15 protein-coding genes are annotated in these 17,639 nt (G+C 74.5%); 12 read left to right on the top strand and 3 right to left on the bottom strand.

From position 1 onward, the window contains the following. Positions 1 to 354 precede the first annotated feature (354 nt). On the bottom strand, positions 355 to 576 hold the full coding sequence (locus FGW37_RS07080) for a DUF397 domain-containing protein (RefSeq protein ID WP_179080275.1): 222 nt from the start codon (positions 574 to 576) through the stop codon (positions 355 to 357). After that, the gene (locus FGW37_RS07075; RefSeq protein ID WP_281394920.1) at positions 573 to 1,400 is read right to left on the bottom strand and encodes a helix-turn-helix domain-containing protein; all 828 of its coding nucleotides are present in this window, start codon (positions 1,398 to 1,400) and stop codon (positions 573 to 575) included. The genes FGW37_RS07080 and FGW37_RS07075 overlap by 4 nt, the downstream gene beginning before the upstream one ends. Before the next feature lie 519 nt (positions 1,401 to 1,919). On the opposite strand from FGW37_RS07075, the gene FGW37_RS07070 reads away from it, so the two are divergent. Further along, the gene (locus tag FGW37_RS07070) at positions 1,920 to 2,105 is read left to right on the top strand and encodes a hypothetical protein (RefSeq protein WP_179080273.1); all 186 of its coding nucleotides are present in this window, start codon (positions 1,920 to 1,922) and stop codon (positions 2,103 to 2,105) included. A 41-nt stretch (positions 2,106 to 2,146) separates the two neighbouring features. Here FGW37_RS07070 and FGW37_RS07065 read toward each other — a convergent pair whose 3' ends face one another. After that, positions 2,147 to 3,439 (bottom strand): APC family permease, encoded by a 1,293-nt coding sequence (locus FGW37_RS07065; protein ID WP_179080272.1) that lies wholly within the window; start codon positions 3,437 to 3,439, stop codon positions 2,147 to 2,149. An 81-nt stretch (positions 3,440 to 3,520) separates the two neighbouring features. Here FGW37_RS07065 and FGW37_RS07060 point away from each other — a divergent pair, with 81 nt between their 5' ends. From FGW37_RS07060 to FGW37_RS07010, 11 genes are all read left to right on the top strand, one after another. Further along, positions 3,521 to 3,982 carry an Lrp/AsnC family transcriptional regulator gene (locus FGW37_RS07060; RefSeq protein ID WP_179080271.1) on the top strand — a complete coding sequence of 154 codons (462 nt, stop codon included), beginning with the start codon at positions 3,521 to 3,523 and terminating at the stop codon, positions 3,980 to 3,982. Positions 3,983 to 3,986: 4 nt separating this feature from the next. Continuing rightward, a complete protein-coding gene (locus FGW37_RS07055; protein ID WP_179080270.1) occupies positions 3,987 to 5,651 on the top strand; it encodes a carboxyl transferase domain-containing protein in 1,665 nt (554 codons plus the stop codon). Between the two features lie 148 nt (positions 5,652 to 5,799). After that, the gene (locus FGW37_RS07050) at positions 5,800 to 6,780 is read left to right on the top strand and encodes a FecCD family ABC transporter permease (RefSeq protein ID WP_218650638.1); all 981 of its coding nucleotides are present in this window, start codon (positions 5,800 to 5,802) and stop codon (positions 6,778 to 6,780) included. A gap of 8 nt (positions 6,781 to 6,788) precedes the next feature. Further along, positions 6,789 to 7,955, top strand: a complete 1,167-nt coding sequence (locus tag FGW37_RS07045) for a FecCD family ABC transporter permease (protein WP_246430300.1) — start codon at positions 6,789 to 6,791, stop codon at positions 7,953 to 7,955. 398 nt (positions 7,956 to 8,353) lie between these two features. Beyond that, complete coding sequence (locus FGW37_RS07040) at positions 8,354 to 9,145, top strand: ABC transporter ATP-binding protein (RefSeq protein ID WP_246430730.1); 792 nt, start codon at positions 8,354 to 8,356, stop codon at positions 9,143 to 9,145. Positions 9,146 to 9,229: 84 nt separating this feature from the next. Further along, positions 9,230 to 10,234 (top strand): ABC transporter substrate-binding protein, encoded by a 1,005-nt coding sequence (locus FGW37_RS07035; protein ID WP_179080269.1) that lies wholly within the window; start codon positions 9,230 to 9,232, stop codon positions 10,232 to 10,234. 222 nt (positions 10,235 to 10,456) lie between these two features. Further along, positions 10,457 to 11,698: an ATP-grasp domain-containing protein gene (locus FGW37_RS07030; RefSeq protein WP_179080268.1), complete on the top strand. Its 1,242-nt coding sequence runs from the start codon at positions 10,457 to 10,459 to the stop codon at positions 11,696 to 11,698. Continuing rightward, the gene (locus FGW37_RS07025) at positions 11,695 to 13,443 is read left to right on the top strand and encodes an IucA/IucC family protein (protein WP_179080267.1); all 1,749 of its coding nucleotides are present in this window, start codon (positions 11,695 to 11,697) and stop codon (positions 13,441 to 13,443) included. The genes FGW37_RS07030 and FGW37_RS07025 overlap by 4 nt, the downstream gene beginning before the upstream one ends. Then, the gene (locus tag FGW37_RS07020) at positions 13,440 to 14,639 is read left to right on the top strand and encodes an MFS transporter (RefSeq protein WP_179080266.1); all 1,200 of its coding nucleotides are present in this window, start codon (positions 13,440 to 13,442) and stop codon (positions 14,637 to 14,639) included. The genes FGW37_RS07025 and FGW37_RS07020 overlap by 4 nt, the downstream gene beginning before the upstream one ends. Continuing rightward, positions 14,640 to 16,352: an IucA/IucC family protein gene (locus FGW37_RS07015; RefSeq protein ID WP_179080265.1), complete on the top strand. Its 1,713-nt coding sequence runs from the start codon at positions 14,640 to 14,642 to the stop codon at positions 16,350 to 16,352. It begins immediately after the preceding gene. After that, positions 16,349 to 17,563, top strand: coding sequence for a type III PLP-dependent enzyme domain-containing protein (locus tag FGW37_RS07010; protein ID WP_425506484.1), 1,215 nt, complete (start codon positions 16,349 to 16,351; stop codon positions 17,561 to 17,563). The genes FGW37_RS07015 and FGW37_RS07010 overlap by 4 nt, the downstream gene beginning before the upstream one ends. Positions 17,564 to 17,639 lie beyond the last annotated feature (76 nt).

Genomic DNA, 17,639 nt, shown 5'->3' with positions numbered 1-17,639 from the left:
CGGCGGATAAGTGGCCCGGGGTGGCGGCTGAGTGCCTCAGCTGTCCCGGCAGGCCGCCTCTTTCACAAGTACCCCCACTCAGGGGTCAGCCGCCCGCTCGGCCACGATGGTGGCGAGCTGAGCGAAGCGCCCACGACGGCAGGAACCACATCGCGGCAGCTGCCAGCTCCCCCTCAGCCACGGCCGGAGGGACCGGTCTCCTTACGCGCGTGCATCCGTGACGGCGCGAGTACGGCGGCCCACTCCCCACCGGCCGCACAGTTCGCCCACCGAACCCCCGCCCCTCCCCCTGCTGCCAGCCTGTTCTGACCTACGCCACCGCGAGAAGGAAGTTTGGCCACCGGCGGTCAGTACTCAGCGCGGCAGGTCTGCCCCCTTCACGTGGCACACGAAAACGGCCCACGCTCCGGTCGGGAAGGCCAGAGTGGGGCCGTGGGGGTTCTTGCTGTCGCGGACGGGCACTATGCCGGTGAGGCCCTCTGCGGTTTCGAGGCAGTCCGTCTGGTGACCGCTGTAGCTGCTCTTGTGCCACGTCAGGTCGTCTCGGCTCGTTTCTTGACGGCTGGTCTGCCTCATTGGAGATCCTTTACTGCACAGGAGATGAGGTTGCGCGACTGCGCCTCGTCGAGCGCGTTCTTGCTGAGGTTGGCGAACATCTGGTTGTAGGTCGCGAGATCGGACCGGCGTTCCAGCTGAATGCTACTGACTTGCGACTCGGTGTACACCACGTCGAGATCGCTGCGGATGGGGAACTCGAGAATCACGAACGACCCGAGCATGCCGACGTGCCCGCCCGCCGAGAAGGGCAGTACCCGCAGGACGACGTTCGGTTCCTCGGATGCCTCCAGCAGGTGGTGGAGCTGCTTGGTCATGACCCGGGCTCCTCCGGTCGTCCGCCGCAAGGCGGCCTCGTCCACGACAGCCCGCAGGGTGAGCGGAGAGGCCCGCCGGAGGGTGGCTCCTTGCCGGGCGAGCCGGACGCTCACGAGGGCGTCGACGGCGTCCGGCTTGGTTTCCGGTGCGAGTGCATTGATGACGGCGCGGGTGTAGTCCGGTGTCTGGAGCAGTCCGGGGATCAGCGTCGTCTCGAAGGTCCGCTTGGTGGAGGCCTCCGTCTCCAGTGCGATGTACGACGCGTACCGCTGGGTGATCACGTCCGAGTAGGGCGTCCACCACATGCGGGCCTTGTTCTCTCTCGCCAGGTCGACGAGGCCGCCCCGTACCTCGGGATCGGTCACTCCGTAGAGGTCCAGCAAAGACTCCAGCTCGTGGACGCGCACTCCGGAGCGGCCGTTCTCGATGCGACTCACCTTGGTCTGGTGCCAGCCGAGACGTCGGGCCATCTCGTCGGCTGTGTTCCCTGACTCTTCGCGGAGTGCGCGGAGTTCCACGCCGAGCATGCGGCGCCGAATGGTGGGAATCGCAGGCATGTTCCACTCTCCGGGAGTGCGGCAGGGTCACGGTGGAGCACAGTGTCCCGCACGAAAAGCGCCTCCATGGCCGTGAGTTCACCCGTGCGTATGCACTTTGAGTAGGTGGATTGCGACTGCGCTGAGTGGTGGGCATGCTGCGATGACGTAGAGAACCCCGGCGACCGCTGCAACGGTCCCGGGGCGTGGTCAACGCTGTAGAGGAGCGTCAACGTGCGCCATTTTATCGCCCGCTGCATGGGACGGCTCCGGACTTCCGCGTCCGGTGCCCGTAAGGAAGCCGTCGGCGCTCCCGATGCGTCCCCTGTCGCGCCACCCCGGGCCGCACCGGTCCCGGCGGCCGCCCCGCCGCCGTCCTCGTCCCCGTCCTGCGGCGTTTACGTCTGGGCGACTGCCCACGGCATCAACCTCAGTCACCGAGGCCCGCTGGCCGCATGCACCTGTGGGGATTCGCCTCGCCAGGCCCCGCCACCTATCGGTTCCTTCGTCATGGACCTCCGTACGGACCGGCTCGCCCAGGTCATGGGGCACGAAGGCCCCCGCCTGCAGCTCCGGCCGCCCGCCGGTGGGCGGGAGTGGGAGGCGGAACCGGGCGCGGTCCGGCTCGCCACGGATGTGGAGCTGCTCATCGCCAAGGTGCGGCAGGCCAACTCGGCGAGTCGCTGGGGGAAGTGAGCGGTGGTGGTGGCCCCGCTCGTGAGCGGGGCCACCGCTGTTTATGCTCGGCTGCGTCCTCGTCCCGTGAACGTCGTGAACCCCCACGACAGCATCGCCAGTACCACCGGTATCACCAGCAGCACTCCTGAGAAGACCAGTACTCCCGCCGTGAGGACGGAGCTGGCGATCGCCGCGTACCACAGCCACGTCCGGCGGGGGAGGAGGGCCAGGGCCGAGAGGAGGCCGGCCAGGGTGACCGAGGCCAGGCAGGTGGATGTCGCGCGCATCAGGCCGTCCAGGTCCGTCGTGCCCAGGGAGGCGACCACGCCGACCCCCGTGCAGGCGACCGCCAGCGCGGCCAGGCTGCGCCGTGGCACCTCGCCCGTGCCGCCGCCGCGGGCCAGCCACCGCGGGGCGGCGCCGTCGCGGGCGAGGGCCGCGCCCAGCCGGGAGGCGCCCGCGAGGTAGGTGTTGACCGCGCCGAAGGTCAGGAACAGGGCCGCCACCGCGGCGATCGGCCGGGCTGCCGTGCCCGCACTCTGCGCGAGCAGGTCGGTCAGCGGAGTGTCCGTGCCGGCGGCGGCCGGGCCGAGGGCGCCGATCGTCGTCACGGCCAGGCCGAGATAGAGGATCGAGACGGCCGCCAGGGTGTACACCGTCACCCTCGGCAGGTCGCGGGCCGGATTCGCGAATTCGCCCGACAAGTGGCTGGCCGCCTCCCAGCCCGCGAAGGCGAAGAACAGCACGCCCGCCGCCGAGCCCACCGAGCCCCAGCCGTGCGGCATGAACGGGGTGAAGTGCGCGGACGTCATGTGCGGCGCCGCCGCGACCGCCGCGCCCAGCAGCACCGCCGCCAGCAGGGCGACGAGCAGCAGCTGCACCCGCCCCGACAGGTGCAGGCCCAAGCAGTTGGCCGCGAACGACGCCGCGATGACCACCGCTCCGATCGCCGTGGCCGCGGCGGATCCCCAGCCCAGCGCCCCTGCCACGTACTGACCGCCGATGAGGGCCGCCGCCACGACGCCGATCGGCACGGCCCCGTAGAACCACCAGCCGACCGCCGCCGCGGCGCGCGGTCCGGCCGCCCGGTGGACGAAGGTCGCCACGCCGCCGCCGTCCGGGAACCGGGCGCCCAGCGCGGCGAACGAGAGCGCCACCGGCACGCTCGTCACGAGCAGGACCAGCCAGGCCAGGATCGACGCCGGGCCGGCCGCGTCGGCGGCCAGGGCGGGCAGGGCCAGGACGCCGGGGCCGAGGACGGCGCCGGCACACAGCGCCGTGCCGCTGCCGATGCCCAGCCGCCGAACGGACGGCCGGGCAGGAGCGGGGGTTTGGGTGGTTCGTACGGTCACGAGGGCTGAAGTTAGCTGCACCAGTGGCAGGAGAGGGGACTTGCCGAACGAAATTCGGCGCGTGCGGCATCATGTGCCCTTATGGACGACATAGATTCGGCGATCGTCAGGGAACTGCAGCGCGATGCACGGCAGACCAACCGCGATCTCGCCCGCACTCTCGGCATCGCCCCCTCCACCTGCCTGGAGCGGGTGCGGGCGCTGTGTCAGCGCGGGGTGATCACCGGGTACCGCGCGACGGTCGACCTGCGGGCGCTGGGGCGGCCGGTGCAGGCGCTGCTCTCGGTGCGGATCCGGCCGATGAGCCGGGAGGTCATCGAGGGCTTCAAGGCGTACCTCATCGGGCTGCCCGAGGTGCTCAACGTGTACGTGGTCGCGGGCGGCGACGACTTCCTCGTCCACGTCGCCGTGCCCGAGGTCGACGACCTGCACAGTCTCCTCATGGACCGCTTCTCCGGGCGCCGCGAGGTCGTGGACTTCCGCAGCTCCGTGATCTACCAGCACGTGACCAAGGACGTGGTGGGGCCGCTCGTGGCAGGGTGACGGCATGGACGCAAGCAGCCCTACGGACCCGGGCAGGACCCGTACCCCTGCCCTCGACCTCGTCCGCACGGTGGTGGACCCCGGCAGCTGGAGCTGCTGGGACGAGCCCGTCGGCGTCACGACGGACGACCCCGCCTACCGCGCCGACCTCCTCGCCGCCCGCGAACGCACCGGCCTCGACGAGTCGGTCGTCACCGGCGAGGGGCGGGTCGGCGGCCGCCGAGTGGCCGTCGTGGCCTGCGAGTTCCGGTTTCTGGCCGGGTCGATCGGCGTCGCGGCGGGGGAGCGGCTGGTGCGTGCGGTGGAGCGGGCCACGGCCGAGCGGCTGCCGCTGCTCGCGGCGCCCGCGTCGGGCGGCACCCGGATGCAGGAGGGCACGGTGGCCTTCCTGCAGATGGTCAAGGTCGCCGCCGCCATCACCGACCACAAGGCGGCGGGCCTGCCCTACCTCGTCCACCTCCGGCACCCCACGACGGGCGGCGTCCTCGCCTCGTGGGGCTCGCTCGGCCACCTCACCTCCGCCGAGCCGGGCGCCCTCATCGGCTTCCTGGGCCCGCGCGTCCACGAGGCCCTGTACGGCGAGGAGTTCCCGCCGGGGGTCCAGCTCGCGGAGAACCTGCTGGCCCACGGCCTGGTGGACGCGGTCCTGACCGCCGAGCAACTGCCGGGGATCGTCGGCCGGGCGCTGGCGGTGCTCTGCGACGACGACCGATCCGACGGCCGATCCGACGGCCGGTCCGACGGCCGATCCGGTGTGCGTTCCGGGGAGTTTCCCATGGCGGTCACGCCCATCGCCGTCCCCTCCGCCGCCGAATCGATTCGTCGCTCCCGCGACCCCCAACGGCCCGGCGTGCGCGAGCTGCTGGACGCCGCGGCCACCGACGTCACCCTCCTCAGCGGTACGGGCGCGGGGGAGCGCGACCCGGGGCTGCTCCTCGCGCTCGCCCGCGTCGGCGGCACGCCCTGCGTGGTGCTCGGCCACGACCGCGGCAGCCGTCACGACGGTGGCAGCGCTACGGGCGCCCCCGGCGTGCCCGGCACCCCCGGCGTGCCCGGCGTGCCCGCCGCCGGGCAGGCGCTCGGCCCGGCCGGTCTGCGTGCGGCCCGGCGTGGGATGCGGATCGCCGCCGAGCTGGGCCTGCCGTTGCTCACCGTGGTCGACACGGCGGGCGCGGCGCTGTCGCGGGAGGCCGAAGAGGGCGGCCTGGCCGGGGAGATCGCCCGCTGCCTGGCCGATCTGGTGACCCTGCCGGCGCCGACGCTGTGCCTGCTGCTGGGGCAGGGCGCGGGCGGCGCCGCGCTCGCGCTGCTCCCCGCGGACCGGGTCGTCGCGGCCCGGCACGCGTGGCTGTCTCCGCTGCCGCCGGAGGGCGCCTCGGCGATCCTGTACCGCACGACGGACCGCGCCGACGAGGTGGCCGCCCGGCAAGGCGTGCGCTCAGCGGACCTCCTGGCGCACGGCATCGTGGACCTCGTCGTCGAGGAGCCGGACGCCGGTGCGGTGTCCCCGGGGTCCGCAGCGTCCGCAGCGGCGTCGGCGACCGACGATTTTCTGCCGCGCCTCGGAGCCCTTCTCGGGGCCGAAATGACCGCGCTCGGCGCGCGCGAGCAGGGCGAACGGCTGGCCGCCAGGCGGGCGCGCTACCGACGGATCGGGCTGGGAAGCTGAGGCTCCGCCGGCACCAAGCTGGGCATTGAGGAAATAGCTGGTGTGCGAACCATCAAAAATTGACAAGGCAAGCCTTACCTAACCTAGGGTCTCCTCCGTGAACGAGACCGCTCCAGAAGCCGTCGCGCCCGCCGTCGGGCATGCGGCTCTGATTCGCCGGGCCGCCCTGCTCCTTGCAGGCGTGGCCGCGCTCGCCGTGTGCGCGGCGCTCAGCCTCGCGGCAGGCTCGCGCCCGGTGCCCCTGGCCACCGTGTGGCACGCGCTGGCCGGGGACGACGCCGGACGCGACGGCCTGGTCGTCACCGGGCTGCGCGTCCCGCGGACCGTGATCGGCCTCGTCGTCGGCGCGGCGCTCGGTGTCGCGGGAGCCGTCGCCCAGGGCGTCACCCGCAACCCCCTGGCCTCGCCCACCACCCTCGGCATCAACGCCGGGGCGAGCTTCGCGGTCGTCACCGCCATCTACGCACTGGGCCTCACCCGCCCCGTGGAGTACCTGTGGTTCGCCTTCGGGGGCGCCGCGCTCGCCACCGTCGCCGTGCTGGCGCTCGCCCGCCACGCCGGCGAACTCGACCCCGTACGGCTCGCGCTGGGCGGGACCGTGCTGGCCGCCGTCCTCAGCGCTTGGACCTCCGCGGTCATGCTGGCGAGCCATCGCACGCTGGACGAGGCCCGCTTCTGGCTGGCCGGTTCGCTCGCCGGGCGGCAGACCGACATCCTGCTGCCCGTCCTCGCGCCCCTGCTCGCCGGCCTCGTGCTGGCCCTCGCCATCACGCCGGCGCTCAACGCCCTCGCCCTCGGCGACGAGACCGCGCAGGCGCTCGGCGTGCCGGTCGCCAGGGTCCGCGCCGCCGGCGGGCTGGCCGTGGTGCTGCTCGCCGCGTCGTCCGTCGCCGTCGCGGGCCCGCTGTCCTTCGTGGCGCTCGCCGCCCCGCACCTCGTCCGCAAGCTCCTCGGCGCGGACCACCGCTGGCTCGTCCCGGGCTGCCTCGTCGCCGGTCCGCTGCTGCTCCTCGGCTCCGACATCGCCGGACGGGTCGTCCTGGCCCCCACGGAGCTCGAGGTCGGCATCGTCACGGCCTTCCTCGGCGCCCCGATGCTGGCCCTCCTCGCACGGAAGGCGACCCGATGAGCGACCCGATGAGTGATCTGACGGGCGGCCTGACGGGCGGCCTGACCGGCGAGCGGATGCAGGGCGCGTACGACACCCGGCCGCGGCCGGAAGCGCGCCGGGGCCCGGACCCCGCGCCCGCCCGGGCGCTCCTCCCGCACCGCCCCGGCGCGAGCGGATCCGCCCTCGCCCGGCAGCGGCGCCGCATCGCTCTCCTCTCCGCAGCGGCCGTCCTCCTCCTCACCGTCCTCCTCGCCCTGGGCCTCAGCGCGGGCGAAGTCCGCGTGCCGCCGCTGGACGCGCTGCAAGCCCTGGTCGGCCTGGGCGACAGCGCCGACGTGATGCTCGTTCAGGACCTGCGCGCCCCCCGCGCCGTCGCCGCGATCGTGGCCGGTGCCGGGCTCGCCGTCGCCGGGACGCTGATGCAGCGCGTGCTGCGCAACCCGCTCGCCTCCCCGGACGTGATCGGCGTGACCGGCGGCGCCTCCCTCGGTGCCGTCGCCGTCCTGGCCACCGGTGCTCCGGCCGTCCTCACCCCGGCCGGAGCGCTCGGCGGCGGCATGCTGGCGGCCTTGCTGCTCGCCGTGCTCTCCTGGCGCGGCGGCGTCACCATCACCCGCATCGTGCTCGTCGGCCTCGCCGTGCAGCAGGGCCTCGCCGCCGTCGTGAACCTCTTCATCGTCCGGTTCCCCGCCGAACTGGCCACGGAGGCGCTGCAGTGGACCACCGGCTCGGTCTACGGCCGCACCTGGACCGAGACGGGCACCGGCGGTGCGCTCGTCCTGTCCGGCGTCGTGCTCGCGCTCGCCGGCCACCGCAGGCTCGCCGTCCTCGACCTCGGCGACGACTCCGCCGGCGGGCTCGGGATCGCCCCGAACGCGGCCCGCCTCCAGCTCCTCCTGCTCGCCGTCCTCCTGGCGTCCGTCGCCGCCGCCCTCACCGGGCCCGTCGGCTTCGTCGCCCTGGCCGTGCCGCACATCGTGCGGTTCCTGGCCGGACCCCCGACGGCCGGCTCGCTCGTCCTCACCGCGCTCGGCGGCGCCGTCCTGCTGCTCGCCTCCGACCTCGCCGTCCTGCATCTGCTGCCCGTCCACGGCCTGCCCGTCGGGGTCGTCACCGCCACGCTCGGGGCCCCCTGGCTGCTCGTGCTGATGCTGCGCCAACTCAAGCCCACCACTGGGAGCACCACCCGATGAGCGACGACCGCCCGACCACACCCGCCCCCACGGCTGCGCCTCGGCCCGCGGCCACGCCCGCCCCCGCCGACGGTCCCGCGGCCGCCCACGGCTCCGCGACCGCCGAGGGTTCCGCGGTCGCCCGGGGCACCGCGACGGCTCACGGCCGACTGCCTGCCCACGGCCCGGCGCCCGCCGACGGCTCCGTGCCCGCCCGCGGCTCGGCAACCCCCAGCGGTTCGGCAACCCCCGGCGGCCCGGTATCCCCCCGCAGCCCGGTGCCCGCCCGCGGCCCCGTGACCGACGGAGATCCGGCGTCGGCCCGCGCCTCCGTGGTCGCCGGGGACCCGGCGGCCGCCCCGACCCCCTCCCGCGGCTCCGCCGCCCCCGCCGCCCCCCACCACCTCGCCGCCCACGGTCTGAGTCTCGGCTACGCAGGCCGCACCGTCGTCGACGGCGTCGATCTCGCCGTTCCCGGCGGTGCCGTCACCGCCGTCGTCGGTCCCAACGCCTGCGGGAAGTCCACCCTCCTGCGCGGACTCGCCCGCCTGCTGGCCCCCACAGCCGGCACCGTCACCCTCGACGGCGCCGATATCCACCGCATGCCCGCCCGCGCCCTCGCCCGCCGCCTCGGCCTGCTGCCGCAGCAGGCCGTGGCTCCCGAAGGCGTCACCGTCGAAGGGCTCGTACGCCTCGGCCGCTACCCGCACCAGCGCATGCTCACCCCCTGGTCCAAGGCCGACCAGGCCGCCGTCGAAGAGGCCCTCGCCCGCACCGGCACCGACGCCCTGCGCGACCGCCCGGTCGACCAGCTCTCCGGCGGCCAGCGCCAGCGCGCCTGGATCGCCCTGGCCCTCGCCCAGGACACGCCCCTGCTGCTCCTCGACGAGCCCACCACCTTTCTCGACCTGCGCCACCAGCTCGACGTGCTCGACCTGGTCGAGGAGCTCAACACCGAGGCCGGCCGCACCGTCGTGATGGTCCTGCACGACCTCGGCCAGGCGGCGCGGTACGCAGACCACCTCGTGGTCATGTGCGACGGCAGACCGGCCGCCGCCGGCCCGCCGGCCGACGTCCTCACCGCCGAACTCGTCGAGGAGGTCTTCCAGGTGGAGTGCCGGGTCGTCCCCGACCCGGAGACCGGCACGCCCCTGGTCGTCCCCCGGTCCCGCTCCGGAAGGCGGCGCGCCCCCGGCCCGCCCGCCGCCTGAGGCGCACCCCCCCCCGCAGAACCCCACCCCCCAGCCCCACCCCCCACACCCGTCCCTCCCCTACCGCTCAGACTGGAGTCCGCCGTGACCACCCACCTCAGACCATCCCTCCACCGGCTGCGCAGAGTGCTCGCCACGCTCCTCGCCGTGACCATCGGTACGGCCGCCCTCGCCGCGTGCGGCGGCGACGAGAAGGCCAAGGACGGGGACAAGGCCGCAGGCGACACCGCCTTCCCGCGCTCGGTCACCCACGCCATGGGCACCACCGAGATCAAGCAGAAGCCGAAGCGCGTCGTCGTCCTCGACACCGGCGAACTCGACGACGTCACCATGCTCGGCATCGAGCCCGTCGGCGCGGTCTCCCCCCACATGAAGACCGAGGGCGGCTTCCCGAAGTACCTGTCGGCGAAGACGAAGAACACCAAGGACGTCGGCCCGATGGCCGAGCCGAACATCGAGCGGATCATCTCCCTCAAGCCCGACCTGATCCTGTCCTCCAAGGTCCGCCACGCCAAGGTCTACGACCGTCTCAAGGGCATCGCCCCGACCGTCTTCACCGAGACCACCGGCGCGCCCTGGAAGGAGAACCTCAAGGTCCACGCCAAGGCCCTCGGCCTGGAGAAGGAGGCGGAGACGGCCCTGAGCGCGTACGAGAAGCGCGCCAAGGCCCTCGGCGAGGAGATCAAGAAGAAGAACAACGGCACGATGCCCACCGCATCCGTCGTCCGCTTCGTCGCCGGCCCCACGCGCCTCTACCAGAAGGCATCCTTCAGCGGCATCGTCCTCTCCGACATCGGCCTGCGCCGCCCCGCCTCGCAGGACGTCAACGCCCCGATGACGGAGGTCTCGCCGGAGCAGATCGACAAGGCCGACGCCGACCTCGTCTTCGTCACCGTCGCCGACGACCCCGAGAAGACGCAGCAGAGCGCCGTCCAGGACAACCCGCTGTGGAAGGGCCTCGGCGCCGTCAAGAACGACAAGGTCGTCCAGGTCCCGGACGAGACGTGGATGTCCGGCATCGGCATCCAGGCCGCCAACCACGTCGTGGACGACATCGCCAAGGCCGCCGGCGTCGACGCACCCAAGTAACCGGTCCCAAGTAACCGGTCCTAAGCAGCCGGCCCCAAGTAGCCGGTTCACGGAGCCGGTTCACCCCGGCCCCGGCCCCCGCCCCGGCCCGTAGCACCCCGTTCCCCGGGCCCTCCGCCGGGCCGTCACCCCCCTCCTCGACGGCCCGGCGGAGTCCCCCCACCCAACCCCCCACGCATCCCCCGCATCACCGCCCCCCGCAGCCCGTCGAAAGGCGCTCCTGTGCGGCTCCACCTCCTCGCCCTGAACCCGACCGACTCCGTCACCCTCGGCTTCCTGCCCGCGGCCGCCCGCCTCGGACTCGAGGTCACCCTCCTCACCGACCAGCCCGCCGCCCACCGCCGCGCGTACGAACAGAGCGTCGCCGACGGCGGCAAACTGCCCGAACTCTCCGTCCTCGGCTGCGACGTCACCGACTTCCGCGAGGTCGTCGCCCGGATCTCCGCGCTCGGCCGGGCGGCCCGCCCCGACGCCGTCTTCACCAACAGCGACCACCTCCAGCCCCAGGCCGCCCTGGCCGCCGCCTACTTCGGCCTGCCCGGCAAGGACTGGCGCTCCGCCCTCGACGCCAAGAACAAGGCCCAGCTGCGCCGCCGCCTCGCCGAGGCCGGCGCCGACACCGTCCGCTCCGCCGAACTCGCCCGCGGCGAGGAGCCGGAGAGCCTGCCCGGCCGGCTCGCGGACCTGGGCCTGCCCTTCCCCTGCGTCGTCAAGCCGCGCGAGGGCGTGGCCAGCGAGGACGTCGTGCTCGCCGAGGACGCGGCCTCCCTCGTCCGCCACTGCCACGACATCCGCACCCGCAGGCCCGGCGCCCCGCTCCTCGTGGAGGAGTACCTGGACGGCGAGCTGCGCACGCTGGAGACGCTCGGCGACGGCAGCACCCTGCACGCCCTCGCCTCCTTCCGCACCCGCCTGTCCCCGCTGCCGCACTTCATCGAGGAGCGCCTCGACCTGCTGCCCGCACCGCCGCAGCCGCACACGGAACAGGTGCTCGCCCAGCTGCGCGCCCTCGGCGTCGGCTTCGGCGCCTGCCACACCGAGTACGTGGTCCAGGGCTCCCGCGCCCGCATCATCGAGGTCAACTACCGCGCCATCGGCGACCAGTGCGACATCGCCCTCGCCGACGTCCTCGGCCTCCCCCTCTTCGAGCACATCCTGCGCACCCACCTGGGCGAGCCGCTGCCCGCGGACCTCCGCGCGCGACCTGACGGGCGGCTGCGCATGGAGTATGTCTGCGCGGACCGCGGGGGTACGCTCGAAAAGGCCCCCCCGGCGAGCGACACCGAGCGCGACGGCGTACGGCTGGTCTACCGGCCGCTGCGCGCAACCGGTGAGGCACACCCGCTCTATCGCACCAACCGCGACTACCTCGGCGTCATCAGGGCGACCGGCACCGACCAGGGCCGGATCGACCGGGAAGTCGACGCATTCCTGGCCGCACAGCGCTGGGAGATCATGTCATGAGCCTGACCAGCACGGACGTGGTGGAGGACGACCTCCTGCGGCGCGTCCTCAGCACCCTGCTCCGCGAGGACGCCTACGGGCTGCGCCGCCACGCCCTCACCGAGCACCGCCCCGACGGCGACTGGCTCCACCTGCGCACCGCGGACGGGACCGTCCTGCTGCCCGTCGGCCCCGACGGCTTCCAGTGCGAGGTGCAGGCGCGCGAACCGCTCGTCGAGACGGACGACGGCGTCCTCACCGGGCTGCGCCCCGTCCTCACCCGGCTGCGCTCCGCGGTGCCCCCCGAGGACCGGGCCGGTTACGACGCCTTCCTCGCCGAGTGCGCGGAGGCGCTGGCCGCCGCCCGCCTGCACGACCGCGTCCGCGACGGCGTCACCGCGCACCTGGCGCAGACGTACGGGCAACGCACCGACGGCTGGACGGGCCCGGTGGGCTCCCTCGCCTACGACACTCTCGCCGCCTACCGGGACCACCCCGTCTACCCCACCGGCCGCTCCCGCGCCGGTCTCAGCGAAGACGAACTACGCGCGTACGCACCCGAGTTCCACCCCTCCTTCGCCCTGCGCTGGCTCGCCCTCCCGAACGGCGCCGTGCGCGGCGACCGGTCCGGCCTGCCCTCCTGGTGGCCCACCCCCGCCGGGCTCGGCCTGAGCGGGCTGGACGCCACCCACGTCGCCCTGCCCGTCCATCCGCTCACCGCGGCCGGCCCCCTCGACGCGGCCCTGCGCGAGGCCGGGCTGGGCGGATCCGCCCGCTTCGCCGAGAAGCCCTGGCTGGAGGTGCTGCCCACCCTCTCCACCCGTACCGTCGCCGTCGCCGACGACCCCGCCGTCCACCTCAAACTGCCCCTCGCCACCGCCACCCTGGGCCTGCGCAACCGGCGCACCATCAAGCCCGGCACCCTCGTCGACGGCGAGACCGGCCAGCGCCTCCTCGAAGAGGTCATGGCCCACGAGCCGCGCTTCGCCGGGCGGATCCTCCTCGCCGACGAGCGCACCCACCTGCAGTCCGACCACGAACTCCTCGCCGTCCTCGCCCGCCGCCACCCCGCCGGCCTGCAGGACGCCCACGTCCTCCCCGTCGCCGCGCTGCTCGCCCGCACCCCCGGCGGCTCCCTCGTCGCCGACGAACTCGCCGACCGCTACTACGACGGCTCCCTCACCGCCCTCCTCGACGCCTACCTCACGCTCCTCCTGGACTGGCACACCACCCTCTTCTCGTACGGCATAGCCCTCGAATCCCACCAGCAGAACACCTCTCTTGTCCTGGACGCCCCCGGCGGCCGGACCCGGATGCGGCTGCTGCTGAAGGACAACGACGGGCCGCGCGTGCACGGCGTGCGCCTGGCCGCCCGGCTCGGCGGGGAGGTCGCCGACCTGCTGGGCTTCGACGACCGGCGCATCCTCGTGGCCGGCGACGGGCCCGTGGCCGACGTGTTCGCCACCATCACCGTCCACCTCTGCTCCGCCGCCCCCCTCTTCGAGCTCGCCCGGCTCGGCCGCACCCCCCTCGGCGAGCTCCTCGCCCGCCTGCGCGACCGGCTCGCCGAGGCCGTCGAACGCACCGCCCGCACCGCACCCGGCGCCGCCGCCGTGCTGCGCGCCCGCGTCCTCGACGCCGACCGGCTGCCGGTCAAGGCCATGGTCACCGCCGGCACCCTGCTCACCAAGGAGCGCTCGGGCGCGTCCGACATCAACAAGCACTACGTCCAAGGGCCCAACTACCTGCGGGACGCCGGAAGATGACGGCCGTACTCCACGCCGGCCGCACCCGCGAGGAACGGCCCGTGCTGCGCACCCGCCAGGTCCACGCCGTCGCCGCCTGCTACTTCGTCGCGTCGTTCGCGGCCCTCGGCCTGCCCCCCTACCTCACCGAGATCCTGCCCTCCCTCGGCGACCACGGAGCCCGGTGGGCCGGGCTGCTCTACATCGTCCCCACCGTCTTCGGCGCCCTCGGCGCCCCCCTGTGGGGCCGGCTCGCCGACCGCTACGGCCGCAAGCGCCTCCTGCTGCGCGCCCAGCTCGGCCTCGCCCTGTCCTTCCTGCTGGCCGGCCTGGCCGACAGCCTGCCCGCCTTCGCCGCCGCCCTCGTCCTCCAAGGCATCCTCGGCGGCACCTTCGCCGCCTCCAACGGCTACCTCGCCGCCTCCCTCGACGGCCGGCGGCTCTCGTGGGCGCTCACCCTGATGCAGGGCAGCGCCCGGCTCGCGCTCGTCGCCGCGCCCGTCGTCGTCGGCGGCCTCACGCCCTGGCTCTCCCCGCACCGCCAGTACGCGCTCCTCGCCGTGCTGCCGCTGGCCGCCGCCCTGATGCTGGCCGCGCTCCCCGAACCACCGCGCACCGAACCGTCCGCACCCGCCGCCCCGGAGGCGGAGAGCCCGCCGCCGGGGCCGCTGCGCACCCTCTACGCCCTCGAATTCGCCTTCGTCCTCGCCACCGTCATCTCCTACCCCTACCTCATCACCCTGGTCGGCGAGCGGCTGCCGGGCCTCGGCCCCTCCGCGAGCGGCGCGCTCTTCGCCCTCCCGCACGCCTGCTACCTGCTGCTGGCCAAGCCCGTCCACACCGCCGTCGCCCACCGCCCGCACCTCGGCGCCGTCACCGGCTTCGCCTGCGTGGCCGTCGCCCTCGCCGGGCACTGGGGAGCGAACACCGTCACCTCCTTCGTGGCGCTGCGGCTGCTCCTGGGCGCCGGCATGACGCTGGGCCTGGTCAGCCTGTCCGCACTCGCCGCCGAGGCGAGCCGCGGCCGCGGGCCCGGCCGCCTCTTCGGCTCGCTGGAGTTCATATCCAAGGCCGGCGCCGTCGTCGCCGGAGCGGCAGCCGCCGCCTCCACCGGCCTCTGGGGCCCGGCCGCACCCGCCGTCGCAGGATCCGCCGTCGCCGCCCTGACGGCCGTCATCAGCACCCCCACCCTCCTCCGCACCCGCTGGAGCCGCTGAATGTCCTCCGCACCCGCCGCCGCCCTCCCCGGCGTGGCCACCGCCGACCACGTGGTCGCCCACACCCTGCTCAACTGCCTGCTCCGCGAGGTCTCCGGGCCCGAGCACCAGACCGCAGTCACCGACGGCCACCTGCTGCTGCGCCTGCCCCGCTGCGGCGTCCTGCTCCGCGTGGGGCTGCGGCGCGCCTCCCTGATCGGCGCGCACCGCTTCACCGGCCCCGTCCGGACCCAGTGCGAGGGCACCTGGACCGAGCTGACGTGGCAGGAGCTCGCCGAGCACATCCACCGCGAGCTGGAGCTGCGCACCGGCGTCCGCAACGAGGAGTTCCTCGGCCAGGTGGCCGCCAGCCACGCCGGCGTCACCGCGGCCCTCGCCGCCCCGCGCGGAGCGGCCGGCCCCGACGCGTACATGGACTCCGAGCAGTCCCTCCTGTTCGGTCACCGCTTCCACCCCACCCCCAAGGCCCGCACCGGCGCCCCCGAGGACTGGGGCCGCTACGCCCCCGAGGCCCGCGCCCGCTTCCCCCTGCACCACCTGGCCGTGCGGCGCGAGCACGTACGCCAGGAGGCCGCGGCCGACGGAGCCCTCGCCGCTCTCGACCGGCAGCGGCCCGTCCCCGACGGCTACCGGCTGCTGCCCGCCCACCCCTGGCAGTACGCGATGCTGCGCGAGCACCCCGTGCTGCGCGCCGCCGTCGCCCGCGGCGACGTCCTCGACCTGGGCCCCGGCGGCGAGCCCTTCGAGCCGACCGCATCCGTGCGGACGCTCTACGACGGCCGGGACTTCCTCAAGTTCAGCCTCAACATCCGCATCACCAACTGCCTGCGCAAGAACGCCGAGTACGAGCTGACCGGCGCCGTCGCCCTCACCCGCCTGCTGGAGCCCGTCGCCGCCGACCTCGCGGCCCGCTTCCCGGGCGCCGGGCTGCTGCGCGAACCCGCCTACCGCACCCTCGACCTCGGCAGCCGCGAACTCGCCGAGGGCTTCGGCGTCATCGTCCGCGAAGGGCTCGGCGCCCGCCTCGCCCCCGGCGTCACCGGGCTGCTGGCCGCCGCCGTCGCCGACGAGTACCCCACCGGCGGCGCCCACCTCGGCGGACTGCTGCGCGGCGGCGGCCCCGCGGAGGCCCTCGCCTGGTGGAAGGCCTACCTCGCGCTGCTCGTCCCGCCCGTGCTCGCGGCCTACTTCGACCACGGCGTCGTCCTCGAACCCCACCTGCAGAACGTCGTCCTCGGCGTCGGCGCCGACGGCATGCCCCGGCAGGTCCTCTTCCGCGACCTGGAGGGCACCAAGCTGCTCCCCGGCCACCACGCCGCGGCCCTCGCGGCGCTCCCCGCGGACGTGGCCCGGCCCCTCACGTACGACCGCGAACGCGGCTGGGACCGCGTCGTGTACTGCCTGGTCGTCAACCACATCGCCGAGATGCTCGCCGCCCTCGCCGACCGCCACCCCCGCCTCGAACCCGAGCTGTGGACCGCCGTCCGCCGCATCCTCGCCGACCGCGCCGCCGCCCACGGCAACCCCCCGCTGCTGCGCGCCCTCGTCGCCGGGGTGCCGCTGCCCGCCAAGGCCAACCTGCTCACCCGCTGGGGGCGCAAGGCCGACCGGGACGCCGGCTACGTGCGCATCTCCTCGCCCCTGGTGCCGGACCTGCTGTCCGCGCTCACCACGGCCGCCCGCACCGAGACCACCTGGAGCGCCGCACAGTGATCCTTCCCCGTGTCGCTCAGCACGCCGCCGAACTGCCCGGCGAGGAACTGCCCGCCTACGTCTACGACCTGGCGGCGCTGGCCGGGCACGCCGCCGAAGTGCGCGCGGCCCTGCCGCCGGAGACCGAGCTGTACTACGCGGCCAAGGCCAACCCCGCCCCCGAGCTCCTGCAGGCCCTCGCCCCGCACGTCAGCGGCTTCGAGGTCGCCTCCGGCGGCGAACTGGCCCACGTCCGCAAGGCCGTCCCCGGCCTGCCGCTCGCCTTCGGCGGCCCCGGCAAGACCGAGCCCGAACTGCGGCTCGCCCTCGGCCTGGGGACCGAGCGCATCCACGTGGAGAGCGAGAGCGAACTGCGGCTGCTCGCCGCCCTGGCCGCCGGCCTGCCCGGCGAGGCGCCGGTGGACATCCTGCTGCGCGTCAACCTCCCCGTGAGCGAGGGCGACGGCGAGAGCCGCGGCGGGCACGGCGAGCTGGCCGGCGCGGCCCTGGCCATGGGCGGCCGGCCCAGCCCCTTCGGCCTCGACCCGCGCCGCGCCGAGGCGTGCCTGCCCCTGCTCCGCGGCACCCGGCTGCGGCTGCGCGGCATCCACGCCCACCTGGCCAGCGGGCTCCCCGCGCCCGCCCTGCTCGCCGTCGCCGCCCGCGTCACGGCCTGGGCGCGCGAGCTGGACACCCGGCACGGCCTCGGGCTGGACGAGGTGAACGTGGGCGGCGGCATGGCCGTCGACTACACCCGCCCGCACAGCCGCTTCGACTGGGCCGCCTACGGCGCGGGCCTCGCCGGCCTCGCCGCCGCGCACCCCGGCTACACCCTGCGCATCGAGCCCGGCCGCGCGCTGACCGCCCACTGCGGCTGGTACGTCACCGAGGTCCTCGACGTCCGGCACAGCCACGGCGAGGCGTTCGCGGTCGTACGCGGCGGCACCCACCACATGCGCACCCCCGCCGCCAAGGGGCACGACCACCCCTTCACGGTGCTGTCCGTCGACACCTGGGAGCGCCCCTGGCCCCGCCCGGCCGCCCTGGACGAACCGGTCACCCTCAGCGGGCAGTTGTGCACCCCGAAGGACGTCCTCGCGCGGGCGGTCCCGGTCGCCGAGCTGCGGGCGGGGGACCGGATCGCGTTCGCGATGGCGGGCGCGTACGCCTGGAACATCTCGCACCACGAGTTCCTGATGCACCCGGCGCCCGCGTTCCGCTTCCTGTCCTGAACGCGTTCCCGGGTGCGGGAGTTGGCCGGTTCCCACTGGTTTCCCGGCGTTTTACTCCTACATGGATGGTGAATGC

Source organism: Streptomyces rectiverticillatus (assembly GCF_013394065.1).
Lineage (GTDB): Bacteria > Actinomycetota > Actinomycetes > Streptomycetales > Streptomycetaceae > Streptomyces > Streptomyces rectiverticillatus.
This window is presented reverse-complemented; position numbering and strand designations above follow the sequence as displayed.

Excerpts from the sequence above, each read along its gene's own strand:
- FGW37_RS07045 (WP_246430300.1), top strand. The coding sequence starts at position 6,789 with ATGAGTGATCTGACGGGCGGCCTGACGGGCGGCCTGACCGGCGAGCGG.
- FGW37_RS07055 (WP_179080270.1), top strand. The coding sequence starts at position 3,987 with ATGGACGCAAGCAGCCCTACGGACCCGGGCAGGACCCGTACCCCTGCC.
- FGW37_RS07075 (WP_281394920.1), bottom strand. The coding sequence starts at position 1,400 with ATGCTCGGCGTGGAACTCCGCGCACTCCGCGAAGAGTCAGGGAACACA.
- FGW37_RS07070 (WP_179080273.1), top strand. The coding sequence starts at position 1,920 with ATGGACCTCCGTACGGACCGGCTCGCCCAGGTCATGGGGCACGAAGGC.
- FGW37_RS07080 (WP_179080275.1), bottom strand. The coding sequence starts at position 576 with ATGAGGCAGACCAGCCGTCAAGAAACGAGCCGAGACGACCTGACGTGG.
- FGW37_RS07025 (WP_179080267.1), top strand. The coding sequence starts at position 11,695 with ATGAGCCTGACCAGCACGGACGTGGTGGAGGACGACCTCCTGCGGCGC.
- FGW37_RS07060 (WP_179080271.1), top strand. The coding sequence starts at position 3,521 with ATGGACGACATAGATTCGGCGATCGTCAGGGAACTGCAGCGCGATGCA.
- FGW37_RS07015 (WP_179080265.1), top strand. The coding sequence starts at position 14,640 with ATGTCCTCCGCACCCGCCGCCGCCCTCCCCGGCGTGGCCACCGCCGAC.
- FGW37_RS07020 (WP_179080266.1), top strand. The coding sequence starts at position 13,440 with ATGACGGCCGTACTCCACGCCGGCCGCACCCGCGAGGAACGGCCCGTG.